Source organism: Kineococcus glutinatus, from assembly GCF_039542765.1.
Lineage (GTDB): Bacteria > Actinomycetota > Actinomycetes > Actinomycetales > Kineococcaceae > Kineococcus_A > Kineococcus_A glutinatus.
The window spans coordinates 1-12,485 of record NZ_BAABIL010000092.1 but is presented as its reverse complement, the minus strand read 5'-3'; the positions used below and the strand labels follow the sequence as shown (position 1 = coordinate 12,485).

Sequence of the window (12,485 nt, the reverse complement as noted above, 5' to 3'; positions counted from 1 at the left end):
GTAGGTGATGCCCTCGACGACCTCGACGTCCCCGGTGTCGGCGGGCAGGCGCTGGGCCGGCGTGCGCTCCGACGAGCAGGACGCCAGGAGCAGCACGGCACCGAGGCACGCCACCGCGCGGAGGCGACCTGGGTTCGGGCGTGCCTGCATCGGGATCCTTTGCTCCGTCGTCGGGTTCGCCCTCGTCGCCAGCTGCCCGGACGGTGCTGCCGCAGCGAGGTCGTCGGCGGCGACGCGGTGTTCGGGGGGTGGGGCGGGCGTGCAGACGCCTTTGTACCAGGACCGGGCGCGTCGGTGGCCCACCCACCGGGAGTTTCCCCGTTCACCATGCGATCTGCACATCGTCGCTGTGTCCCGCTTCCGGCCGGGCCTACACTCGCACTCCCAGGGCCGCCCCCCACGCGGAGGACGCATGAGCACCGCACGCAGACTGTCCTGGGCCGTTCCGGTCAAGGGTCTGGCCATCGCCCTCGTGGTGGCCTTCCACGTCACCCTCTACCTCGACCCGGCCGGGGTCGACGTCGTCCTCGGGCGCGTCAAGGCGCTCTTCGAGCTCTTCCCGATGCCCGCGTTCTTCCTGGTCGCGGGTCTGGCGGCCGGTTCCCACCCGAACCTGTCGCTGGGTTCGCTCTGGTGGCGGCGCGTCTACCCGGTGGTCTACGTCTACGTCCTCTGGTCGCTGCTGCGGACGGTGTTCTACCTGCTCGTGCCCGGCCTGCAGGGCGGCCTCGGCGACCTGCCCGCCGACGACTGGCGCACCGTCCTGCTGCTGCCGGTGTGGCCGAGCAGCAGCTACTGGTTCCTCTACGCGCTGGCGTTGTTCATGGTCCTGCGCTGGCTCGTCGCCCGGGTGCCCGCCGGGATCCAGCTGGCGGTGGCCGCGGTGGTCTCGGCGGCGTTCTCCTCCGGGATCGTCAGCGTCGGCAACGTCGGCTGGACCCGCATCGGGTCGCTGTTCGTGTTCTTCCTCGCCGGCGCGCTGCTGTCCGCACCGCTCAAGCGCGCGGTGGACCGCAGCCGGCCGTGGCACGTGGCGCTGCTCGCGGCCGGCGTCCTGGTCGTGACGGCCGCGCTGCTGCTGGGGTTGCGCCGCGTCCCGCCGGTGGCGCTCGTCGGGCAGGTGCTCGCGGTCGCCACGGGGGTGGTGGCGCTGGCGCACCTGCCGGCCGGCCGGGTGCGGGACGTCCTGACGACCCTGGGGGAGCAGTCGTTCCGCGTCTACCTCGTGCACCTCTTCCCGATCGTGCTGATCTGTGCGGGGATCCGCCTCCTGGAGCCGGCGTGGCCCAGGGTGGTGGACGCGGGGGTGCAGGCCGTCGTGGCCCTTCTCGTCCTGTGGCTCTCCGTGCGCTTCTCCGTCCTCAGCGGCCGCTGGCGCTGGCTGTACGCCCCGCCGGAGGCGCTGCTGCCCGCTCGGCTGCGCCGACGTCCCGCTCCGCGCCACCGCGCGGACGTCCCGCGCAGCCGGAGGGCACCGCACGGCGCCGGGCCGGTCCCGGGCAGCGCGAAGACCCCGGCCCCGCCCTCCTGAGGAGGGCGGGGCCGGGGTCCTGGCCGGGAAGCGGTGCCGCGGTCCTCAGGCGGTCCGGACCTGCGGCCGGGCGTCCGGGACGGCGGGGGAGTCCGCGCCCAGGGCGTCCAGCCACACCTGCTCCAGCTGCGGGTGGACCGCGTCGGTGCTGTAGGTGTCCCGCGCCGCGGCCCAGGCGGCCTCCGCCACGCCCTCGCGCAGGGCGTCGTCGGAGATCACCCGCTGCAGCGCCGATCGCAGCGCTTCCACGTCGGCCGGCGGGACGACGAGACCGCGCCCACCGGCGAGCACCGGCGCGACCCCGCCCACGTCGGTGGCCACGACGGCGTTGCGCCGGGCCATCGCCTCCAGCACGAACACCGGCATCGCCTCGTCGCGCGAGGGCAGCACCGCGACCCGCGAGCGCTCGAGCAGCTCGAGCAGCTCCTCGTGCGGGAGGGCGCCGAGCAGCGTGGCCCCGTGGGTCTCGCGCACCACGTCGGGTTCGAGGACGGGCCCGGCGATCAGCAGCTTCCACCCCGGTGCGTCCACCCGGCTCCACGCCTGGAGCAGCACGTCGACGCCCTTGCGGCGCCCCACCGCACCGCCGAAGACGACCACGTTCTCCTTGGTCGCGGGGGTCCCCAGCCGCACGGCGTTGGGGATGAGGTGCACGCGCGGTGCCGGGACCGACCGCTCGGCGACCGCGGACGTCGCCGACGACAGCGAGACGACGTGGTCGGCGGCCCCGAGCACCCACCGCACGAGGCGGGGCCTGCGCTCGGCGAAGGCCACGAACGAGCTGCCGTGCAGGTGGGCCACGGTGGCCAGGCCGCGGGCGCGGGCCAGCCGCATGAGCGCGCCCTCCCGCACGAACGACCCGCCGGCGGACAGGTGCGCCGCGACCACCGAGCGACCGCGGGGCAGGCGCAGCAGCCTGGTGGCGGCCCCGGCGGCGCGCCGCGCGGAGGTCACCAGGTCGCCGGGGTTGCCGCGCGTGGTGACGAGGTCGACGTCCACCCGGTCGAAGGTCCCGGCGAGGTACCCGTTGAGCACCTGCGTCATGCCTCCCGCCACCTCGCCGGCACGGCCCAGGTGGTAGACGGTCGGGCGCACCGGCCCCGGGCCGGGGACGCCCGCCCCGCGCCGCCGCGCTCCTGCGGAGCCCAGCACCGCGAGGACCTCCTTGCGCACCGCCTCCAGGCGCACCCGCGCCTCCGCGAGGCGGGCCAGCACCTCACCGCGGCGCGCCACCAGCACCTCGAGCCGTTCGGTGACGGCGTCGGCGTCGGCGGAGTCCAGGTCGAGGACGATGTCGTCCACCCCGATGGTCGACAGGTGCCGCTCGAGCTTGGGGGCGGGCCGCACGAGACCGGCGACCGGGACCGCACCTTCGGTGTAGGCCCCGATGACGACGTGGAGGCGGTCGGAGACGACCACCGACGTGCGGCGGTACAGCTCGCGCAGCGCCGCCTCGTGCTCGTGGTGGCCGGTGGCGCCGGGCCACCCCAGGACCTGACCGCCGAGGTCCTGCGCCAGCCGGCGCGAGCGCTCGTCGTCCAGGGACACCTGCGTGACCGCCCAGATCTGCAGGCCGTGGCGCTCGGCGTAGGCCCGCAACCCCGCGATCGCCGCCGGCGAGGGGTAGGGGCGCTCGCCGTCGCCGCGCAGCGAGACGACCAGCGCGTCGCGGGTGCGTGGTTCGGCGAGCGCATCGTCGTCGCTGCCCTCGCCGAAGGCGAGGTCGGGCATGCTCTCGCCGACGCGCATGTACGCCGCCGTGGCGTCGTCCCGCCACTTCGTGACGTCCGACAGCGCGATCGAGGGCCACATGAGGGCCCGCGGCAGCGGTGCGAACGAGCGGGCGCCGACCCCCACCCGGACCGCGCGCCCACCGCGGGCGCGCAGGACGGCGAGGAGGGGGACCACGACGAGGTGTTCCTTCATCCCCGCGAGGCTGAGCTGGATCTCGCCGGGTTTGAAGACGTAGGCCGCGTCCCCGCGCAGCGCGGCGAGCAGCGCCGCCCGGTACCACGCACCGAGGCTGCGGTACGCGTGGTCGGAGGGCTGCAGGCCCAGGGACTCGTCGTAACCGGCCGGCGAGCGACCGACGTAGACGTGTGGCTGTCCTGCGTCGCGGACCCAGTCGATCAGCTGCCGACGCAGGATCGCGTCACCGATGTTCTCGTACTGGCCACGCCCCACGGTGAAGACCTGCCCCACGGACCCTCCAGGTTGAGCGATGTGTCGCATTGCGCGGGTGGCGGGCGCCTTCGACCGTGGCGGCGACCCTACCGGTGTCGACGACCCCCGGGAAGGACGGGCACCGGTCCGTCAGCGACGGCCGACGAAGTGCAGCTGCACGCGGCGAGGTGCGTATGCCAACGCGGCCAGGGCGATGCGCTTGTCGCGGCGGCGTGCCAGCAACGTCAGGCCGGTCACGCCGATGCGGCGGCGTGCCGCAGCGACCAGCGCTCGCGACTCCGCCTCGTCGTAGGCGCCGCTCAGCGCGTCCTTCATGCCGGAGAGTGCGATGTAGCGCAGGCGGAAATACGTCAGCTCCGCTCCCGTCGGTGCCACACCCGCCCTCAGCGCGGCGTCGACCACCGTCTGCTCCACGACGGCGAGCGACTCGACCCGTCGGTGGCGCGAGGTGATGATCGAGCCGGTGCGCTTCCTGTACTCGTAGACCTGCCGCCCGCAGAAGGTGACCGTCCCGGCGGCCGCGAGCGCGTTGGCGACGAGCGCGAGGTCGGACTGGACGCGCGCGGGTGGGAAGTCGACGCCCAGGAGCAGCGAGCGCCGGAACAGCTTGTTCCAGAGGTGGCCCGTCACCACACCTTGCAGGAGCAGACCCACGGCCTGGGGGCCCGTGTGCGCGGGCAGGCGCGGCGCGGGGATCGTCCGCGGTGCACCCGAGGTGGGTACCAGCAACGCGTCCGCGACGACGACGTCCGCGCCGTTCGCCGCGGCGGCAGCACCCACCAGGCACGCGGCCGCGTCGTCCGGCCAGTGGTCGTCGGAGTCGACGAACCAGATCCAGTCCCCGGAGGCGGCCTCGACGCCGCGCCGGCGGGCGGCCGCCACACCACCGTTCGCGGGCAGCAGCAGGGCGGTGACGCGTTCGTCGCGCCGCGCCGCCTCCTCGGCGATGCCGCGCGATCCGTCGGTCGAACCGTCGTCGACGAGCACGAGCTGCACCTCGACACCGCGCTGGCCGAGCACCCGGTCGATGGCCGACGGTAGGTGTTCCGCGTCGTTGAAGACGGGCATGACGATGCTCACCTGGGTCACGCGACGTGAATCTAGTGCTCCGACGCGGCAGTTCGTGATCCGTCGTCCCCGGCGACCGGGACGGGGCGCGGCGCGGGTCCGGCCGCGCCGCAGGTCACGCCGCGCCCGGCAGGGCCAGGTCGGCGATGACGGGTGCGTGGTCGCTCTCGCCGCGGCCACCGACCCAGGCCCCGACCGGTTCCAGGCCCGCCACCTCCACGACGTCGATGCGCGCCAGGCCCGGCCGGGCGCCGCGGGTGAGCCCGGGACCCCAGGCGACGGCGCGGTAGGCGTCCACGAGGCCGGCGCGGGCGAACGCCCAACCGGGCCGGTTGAGGTCGGAGGCGTTGATGTCACCGGCCACGACCACCGCCGCACCCCCGCGGTGCAGCTCGCGCGCCAGGTCGGCCAGCCGCGCCGCCTCCTGCGAGCGCAGGCGTGCGGCGGGCCCCGTACCCCCGGCGGGACCGGGGTCGGAGGGGTGGAAGCGGCAGCCGAGGCACGGGGACGCCAGGTGCACGCTCAGCACGTCGACGCGGCGGCCCCGCACGTCCAGGGTCACCACGTCGGTGGGGCGGGCGGCGGGAGGCAGGCCCTCGACCGGGCGCACGCCGGTGACGGGGTGGCGGGAGAACACCGCGGTGCCCGACGGCACACCCCACGGGGCCGCCCACGCGTGCTGCGAGACGTGCCGGTGGGGGTAGGCGACCCCCAGGGGGGCCAGTTCCCGCAGCGCCCGGGCCGACACCTCCTGCAGCACGAGGACGTCGGGAGCGGTGTCGTCGGCGAGCCGCAGCACGCCCCGGGCGGGTGCACCCGCGGTGATGTTCCACGTGGCCACGCGCAGCACCGGCCCGCCGTCGGCCACCCCGCCCTGCCAGGGCCGCGGCACGCACAGCAACGCGGCGGTGAGCGCGGGGGCGACCAGCACCACCGCCGCGACGCGCCGCCGGCGCAGGAGGGCGACCAGGAGCAGCGGCACGCCGGGCACCAGCCACCAGAAGGCCGTCAGGCCCAGCGCGTAGGTGACGGCCGTGCGGTCACCCACGACGGCGACGCACGCCAGTGCCGTGCTGGCCGCGGATCCGTACACGGCGCACGCGCCCACCCGCGGGGACACCGTCGCGGTCCCCGCCGGGCGGTCGCGCGTGCGCCGTGCCCGGATCACCTGCTGCGGACGAGCCCCAGCGCCGAGACCGGCGCCAGCCCGGGGAAGATCGAGCTCAGGCTGCCCGCGCCGCAGCGGCGGGAGAGCACCTCGCCGATCACGGAGCGGTAGTCCGTCGTCCCGGCGAGGGCGCCGTCGACGAGCTGGGTCTCCGCCAGGCCGGGCCAGCGCCCGTAGACCTTGCCGCCGTTCACCCCGCCCCCCAGCACGAACATGGCGTTGCCGTGGCCGTGATCGAGCCCGCCGGAGCCGTTCTCGTTGGCGCGGCGCCCGAACTCGGACATCGTGACCATCGTGACGCCCGACATCCTCGAGCCCAGATCCCGGGCGAAAGCTACCATCGCGCTCGACAGGTCGGTGAGCTTCTCGGCCATCCAGCCGTCGCCGGCCTTGCCGAGGTTGTCGTGCATGTCCCAGTCGCCGACGTCGACCGTCGCCACCTGCACGCCGACGCCGCTCTTGACGAGCCGCGCCACGTCGGCGAGGGAGCGCCCGAGGTCGCTGTCGGGGTAGCCGGCCGTGGTGGAGGCCGGCGCGATGCCCGGGATGCGGGCCGCGGCGGCCAGCGCCGCGCGCCCGGGGACGGCGATGGTCTCCGGGCCCGTCGTGTGCAGCTCGTCCAGGCAGGCCGCCCAGCGGGTGCGCTCCTTCTGGGCGGTGGGCCCGAGCAGCCGGAAGCTGTCGAGGGAGTTGGTCGCCAGTTCCGGCGCGGGACCGGCCAGCGACTGCGGCGCCGTGGAGCTGCCGATCTGCACCGCGGCGAACGTGTCGTCGCTCGTGGTGCCGCGCAGGCCGATCGTGCGGTCCAGCCACCCGGTGCGCGTGGAGGTGCCGGGCGCGGCGCGCTCCATCTCCGCCATGGCGTGGAAGTGCGAGCGCGTGGGCTCGGGGGAGCCGACGCCGTGCACGACCGCGAGGGAGCCGTTCTGCCACAGCGGCAGCAGCGGGCGCAGGGCGGGGTGGAAACCGAAGGAGTTGTCCAGCTGCAGCAGGCGGGAGCGGGGGATCCCGATCGTCGGCCGCAGGGCGTAGTAGTTCGGGTCGCCGCCGGGCACCACGGCCGACAGGCCGTCGAAACCGCCGCGCAGCGACAGCACGACGAGCACGTCGCCGGTGTACCCCGGCGCGGCCATGGCCACCTGGGTGTGGACCGACTCGGTGGCGGCCAGCGTGACGGCGGTGCCGCCGAGGGCCTTGAGCATGGTGCGGCGGCTGAACGCCCCGGCCGCGGCGTAGGCGCGACCCTCCGCGCAGGCGCGGGCGGTGGTCCGGGTGGTCTCGGTCATGCTGTTCACCTCTCCATGTGGCCGGGGGAGTTGAGCACCATCGCCGAGAGGTCGGCGAGGCGGGTCGGGGCGAGCGACGGGTCACCCGGGACCACGGGAGCGGTCGGCTGCTTGTCGCACAGCCGCAGCAGCGCGGCGGTCTCCCGGGCGGTCGCCGGCCGGAACAGCAGCCGCTGCACGAGCCGGGCCACGAACTCGCCCCACGTGGGGGGCGGGGCGGCGAAGAGGGGCTCGGAGGCCCGCCAGGCCAGGTTCTCCGGCCGGCGGCGGGTCGCGAGCTCCCAGGTGTGGTTCCAGCGGCGCATGGTCGAGCCCGCCGACACCCACGCCGAGGCGACGTCGGCGTAGCCGTTCGGCGCCGGCCAGGCCAGGGGCTCGTGCCCCATGTTGCGCACCATGAACAGCAGCACGTCGGCGCCGCCGTAGCCGGAGGTGGCCGGGCCCGCCCCGAGGGCGCGCACCGCCGCGACCAGCCCTTCGAGGGGGCGTCGGGTCTTGGCGCCCGCCGAGGCCGCGAACTCCTTGCTGGCGAACAGCGCGCGCAGCACCGGCACGATCTGCGTGTCGTTGTCGAGGTAGACCTTGGCGAGGTGGTCGACCAGGCTCGCGGGCGGGGTGTCGGACACGAATCGCTGGCCGAGCTTGGTGGCCAGGTGGCGCGCCGTGGAGGGGTGGCGGGCCAGGTGCGCCAGCAGCGAGGCCTGCACCTGCGCACCGCTGGCCGGGTCGTGGGCCGGTGCCGACCAGTTCACGACGCGCACCGCGCCGGCGTCGTGCTCCTTGGGCGTGAACACGGCGCTGCCGTCTCCCGAGAAGCGCCACCCGGTCATCAGCCGGGCGGCCTCCTGCACGTCGGCCTCGCCGTAGCCGCCGAAGACCCCGAGGGTGTGCAGCTCGAGCAGCTCGCGCCCGTAGTTCTGGTTGGGCGCCGTCCGCGTCGAGAGGGCCCCGTCGAGGTAGCGCAGCATCGCCGGGTGGCGCGAGGAGGCGAGCAGCATGTCGCTGAAGCGGCCGAGGGCGTGCCGGCGGACCACCGTGGTGTCGTAGTCGTGGCGGTCGGCCCAGACGGGGGTGATGTTGCAGGGCACGTTGAGGTGGTTGGACCAGAAGTCGCACATCACCTCGAACAGCTGGCGCCTGCTCCAGCAGTAGCGGCCCATGGTCGCGTAGCTGAGCTGCTGCATGGTGCCGTAGCTGCCGTGGGAGTCCTGCGCGCGCACCTCGGCGGTGCTGCGGCGGATCTTCGGGAACCGGCGCACGAAGGCGTCGCAGTCGGCGTCGGGGATCGTCGCGGGGGCGAGCTGCTCCTCGAGCCACCGGCCGGCGCCCTTCTGGGCCACCTCCTCGAGCAGGCCCGGGGTGGGTCCCCACGTGGCCCGCCGCACCAGGTGCAGGACGGCATCGGTCACAGTGCTCTCCTCCGGGGTTCCGTCGCGTCTCCGCGTCGCACGACGCCCGCGTTCGACCACGAGGCGTGATGTCATGTGCAGTCCAGTCATCGGGCCTGTCTCCACACAGTCATCGGGCGCACCCGATGAGGCCTTGAGCTGCGAAGTCGTGGCCGTCGGGGAGGGCGCGCCCGCCCGCCGGGCGGGAGCGCCGGGGCTCCGCGCTGATCCTTGCGGGTGACAAGACCCTCGGCTACCTTGTGCCCGTCAGGGGGACCCACCGTCGGTGCTCCGCAGTGCAGGCAGCCTCCGAGAGGCCCACCGGACAAGGTGACACCCATGAACGTTGGCGCGAGCGCGCAGTGGACCCGTCGATCGGTGCTGGCCGCCGGTGCCCTCGGTGCCGTGTCGGTGTCCACCGCCACCCGGGCCCGGGCGGACACCCCGACGTCGCCCATCCCCACCCTCCCCGGCGAGGTCTGGCGCGACGCCACCCGCACGAGCCGGCTGGGCGGGAAGCCCTACGAGGTCATCGACGTCGTGCAGGACGGCGACACCGCGCGCCTGTACGTGCCCTGGACGGCCGCGCTGAAGGGCCAGAAGCCGGGCGCGATGGTGTGGTACTACCACTCCAACGGCAGCACCCACACCGCGATGGACGGCCCCTACGGCTACCCGGGCATGCTCTGCGTCGACCAGGGCGTGGTGAGCATCTGCCCCAACTTCGGCGGCTCGCTGTGGACGGCCCAGCGGGCGCTGGACCTGCACCGCGTCTGGTCGGCGTGGGCCGTCACGGCGTTCAGCGTCGGGATGGCCTTCGGGCGCTGCAACTCCGGCGGTGGCTCGCTCATGACGTACGCCTACGCGAAGGGGATGGTCCGCAACATGCGCGGCATCTACCTCGCCAACGGGACCTACGACAACGAGGAGCTCTACGCGCGCGACCCCGCGCGCATCGGCGCGCCGTACGGCAACGACCCCGCCCTGATCGCGGCCACCAACCCCGCCCGGGTCACCCAGGCGGCGTGGAAGGCCAAGCGGATCAAGACGGTCGTCTCCCTGGTCGACACCATCGTTCCCCCGGCCTCGCACGGCCTGGCGCTGGCGGACCGTGCCCGGCCGGTCGCCGCGGACGTCCAGGTGCGCTACCACGACGGCGGACATGCGATCCCCTACTGGTCGCACACCGACATGATGTCGACCTTCTCCGGGTGGGCATGACGGAGGCGCGAGCGACACCCCAGGGTGTCGTGCTACCCCATGCCCGCAAGGGCCGCCTGGAATCCGTCTCCTACCTCCCGCAGCGTGAACTCCGCGTGCTCCACACGTTGCGCTGCAACGGCAAGAACGGGTCCACCTATGCGGACCTCGTGGAGTCGACCGCTCCGCCCGGGTGCCGGCAGGAGTTCTTCAGCTGGTCGCGGGCCCTGCTCGGGCGCTACGACGTCCTGCACGCGCACTGGCCGGAGCACCTGGTGCGCGACTCGCAGCGCCCCTGGCTGCGCGTCGTGCGGCGCTGGCTGCTCGACCTGCTGCTGCTGCGGCTCGCGGTGCAGGGCATCCCTCTCGTGTGGACGGCGCACAACCTCGCCCCCCACGAGCAGGGCACGCCTGCGGAGCAGCGCTCGCTCGAGCGGTTCATCCGACAGATCGACATGGTGATCAAGCTGACTCCCGCCAGCCCGGTGCAGTTCGGGCGGCGACAGGTGACCATCGCACACAGTCACTATCGCGAGCTCTACGGCAAGGTTCTCGACCGCGGCGTCGTGGCCGCGCCGGTGTCCGGTCGCCTCCTCTACTTCGGCATCATCCGTCCCTACAAGGGGGTGGACGTGCTGTTGGCGTCCTTCGGCCGCACGGCGGACCCGTCCATCAGCCTGCGGGTGGTCGGGCACCCCCACCCCGGGCAGGCGGACGTCGTGCAGGAGGCCTGCGCCGCGGACCCCAGGATCAGTGCGGTGCTGCGCTACGTCGACGACGCCGAACTGGTCGCCGAGATCGTGGCCGCTCAGCTCGTGGTGCTGCCCTACCGGGGGATGATGCACAACTCCGGCACCTTGCTGGCGGCCCTGTCGCTCCACAGGCCCGTGCTGGTGCCGCGTTCACCGACCAACTCCGCCATCTCCCAGCGCGTGGGACCCGGGTGGGTGCTCGAGTACGACGGCGAGCTGGACGAGCACGTGCTCGCCGACGCCCTGGCGCGCACCGCGCGACCCCCGGTGGACCCGCCGGACCTCACCGAGCACGCTCCCGGCCTCGTGGCGGCACAGCACCGGCTGGCGTACGAAGAAGCTCTGGCCGAGCGGCGGAGGTGGTGGGTCAGGTGAGCCAGAACCTCAACCGCGCTGCTGGCCGGGGTGCTGTCGTCACCCTGGGCACGCAGGGTCTGCGGCTCGTCGTGCAGGTCGCCGGCCTGGCCGTGCTCGGGCGGCTGCTCGCCCCGCACGACTACGGTCTGGTCGCCATCGTCAGCGTGCTGGTCTCGGCGGGCGAGCTCTTCCGCGACTTCGGGCTGTCGGCCGCCGCCATCCAGGCCAAGACGCTCACGCCGGGGCAGCGCGACAACCTCTTCTGGGTCAACTCGGGCATCGGGGTCGCGCTCGCCGTCCTGCTGTGCGCCACGAGCCCGGTCCTCGCCCACTTCTACGGCGACGACCGGCTCGTGCTGCTGGTGGTGGTGATGTCGAGCATCTTCGTCCTCAACGGTCTCTGCACGCAGTACCGCGCCGGCCTCGCGCGCGACCTGAAGTTCGGTCGCCTCAGCGGTGCGGAGCTCACCGGCCAGGTGGTCGGCGTCGTCGTCGCGGTGAGCATCGCGGTGCTGGGTGGCGGTTACTGGGCGCTGGCAGCGCAGTGGATCAGCGCGCAGTCCGTGGCCCTGGGGCTGGCGGTCCTCTGGAGCAGGTGGCTTCCGGGCCGGCCGAACCGCGATGCCTCCGTGCGGCCCTTCCTGCGCTTCGGATCGGCGCTGCTCGGTTCTACCCTGCTCAACAACGCCGTCAACTACGCCTCACCCCTGGCGCTCGGCATCACCAGCACACCGGCGGCGGTCGGCATGTACAACCGCGCCCAGCAGCTCGTGACGATGCCGCTGGTCCAGGTGCAGGCGCCGACGACGCGCGTGGCGCTGCCGGTGCTCGCGCGGTTGCAGGACGACACCGATCGGTTCTCCGCCCTGCTCCTGCGGGGCCAGCTCGCCCTGCTGGCGGTGGTCGGCTTGATCTTCGCCACCTTGTTCGCGCAGGCGCCGTCCGCCGTGCGGGTCCTGCTCGGCCCGCAGTGGGGCGCCACCGTCCCCCTCTTCCGCCTGTTGCTCGTCGCCGGCTTCTTCCAGGCCGCCACCTACGCCGCGAGCTGGGTGTTCCAGGCTCGTGGGCTCACGGGTTCGCAGCTGCGGTACGCGTTGTTGATCAAGCCGTTGTCCGTGGTCGTCATCGTCATCGGCGCCTCCTGGGGGCCGGTCGGCGCCGCGGTCGCCTGCGCCGTGGTCATGGCCCTGGGCTGGCCCGCCTCGCTGTTGTGGTTGCGGACGATCGGTGGGGTGCCCACGGCGCGCATGCTGGGCAACGGGCTGCGGGTGGGTGCGCTGTCGGTCGTCGCCGCCCTCGCGTCCTGGGGTGCCACCCACGCGCTGGGGATGCCGCCGCTGCTGGACCTGGTGGTGGGCGGGCTCGTCACCTGCCTGGTGGCGGCGGTGCCGGTGGCCCTCGTGCCCGGCTACCGCCGGGAGGCCTCGCGCGCGCTGGCACGGGTGCGGGGCAGGGCCGGCCGGCGCAAGGGCACCGGTGCCGCCGCCATACCGCAGCCCCGCTCCGCGCCGCGGCGGCGCTGCGGGCCGGTGGGGCGGTGGGCGGCACGGG

9 protein-coding genes are annotated in these 12,485 nt (G+C 74.2%); 4 read left to right on the top strand and 5 right to left on the bottom strand.

What is annotated here, in order from left to right; genetic code table 11:
* The first annotated feature begins 412 nt into the window (after positions 1-412).
* A complete protein-coding gene (locus ABEB16_RS04305) occupies positions 413-1,531 on the top strand; it encodes an acyltransferase family protein (RefSeq protein WP_345711035.1) in 1,119 nt (372 codons plus the stop codon).
* A gap of 45 nt (positions 1,532-1,576) precedes the next feature.
* Here the strand turns inward: ABEB16_RS04305 and ABEB16_RS04300 are convergent, their stop codons facing one another.
* From ABEB16_RS04300 to ABEB16_RS04280, 5 genes are all read right to left on the bottom strand, one after another.
* Complete coding sequence (locus ABEB16_RS04300) at positions 1,577-3,733, bottom strand: glycosyltransferase (protein ID WP_345711034.1); 2,157 nt, start codon at positions 3,731-3,733, stop codon at positions 1,577-1,579.
* Positions 3,734-3,844: 111 nt separating this feature from the next.
* The gene (locus ABEB16_RS04295; RefSeq protein WP_345711033.1) at positions 3,845-4,804 is read right to left on the bottom strand and encodes a glycosyltransferase family 2 protein; all 960 of its coding nucleotides are present in this window, start codon (positions 4,802-4,804) and stop codon (positions 3,845-3,847) included.
* A gap of 94 nt (positions 4,805-4,898) precedes the next feature.
* Positions 4,899-5,831 carry an endonuclease/exonuclease/phosphatase family protein gene (locus tag ABEB16_RS04290; protein ID WP_345711032.1) on the bottom strand — a complete coding sequence of 311 codons (933 nt, stop codon included), beginning with the start codon at positions 5,829-5,831 and terminating at the stop codon, positions 4,899-4,901.
* Positions 5,832-5,947: 116 nt separating this feature from the next.
* Positions 5,948-7,237 (bottom strand): DUF1501 domain-containing protein, encoded by a 1,290-nt coding sequence (locus tag ABEB16_RS04285; protein ID WP_345711031.1) that lies wholly within the window; start codon positions 7,235-7,237, stop codon positions 5,948-5,950.
* 5 nt (positions 7,238-7,242) lie between these two features.
* The gene (locus ABEB16_RS04280; RefSeq protein ID WP_345711030.1) at positions 7,243-8,646 is read right to left on the bottom strand and encodes a DUF1800 domain-containing protein; all 1,404 of its coding nucleotides are present in this window, start codon (positions 8,644-8,646) and stop codon (positions 7,243-7,245) included.
* Positions 8,647-8,964: 318 nt separating this feature from the next.
* Between ABEB16_RS04280 and ABEB16_RS04275 the strand changes: the two genes are divergently transcribed.
* From ABEB16_RS04275 to ABEB16_RS04265, 3 genes are all read left to right on the top strand, one after another.
* Positions 8,965-9,846 carry a hypothetical protein gene (locus ABEB16_RS04275; RefSeq protein WP_345711029.1) on the top strand — a complete coding sequence of 294 codons (882 nt, stop codon included), beginning with the start codon at positions 8,965-8,967 and terminating at the stop codon, positions 9,844-9,846.
* A gap of 95 nt (positions 9,847-9,941) precedes the next feature.
* Entirely contained in the window at positions 9,942-10,952 is a 1,011-nt protein-coding gene (locus ABEB16_RS04270; protein WP_345711028.1) for a glycosyltransferase family protein, read from the top strand.
* Positions 10,949-12,485: lipopolysaccharide biosynthesis protein (locus tag ABEB16_RS04265; protein WP_345711027.1), on the top strand; the 1,537-nt coding region annotated here is incomplete at its 3' end. The genes ABEB16_RS04270 and ABEB16_RS04265, both read left to right, overlap by 4 nt.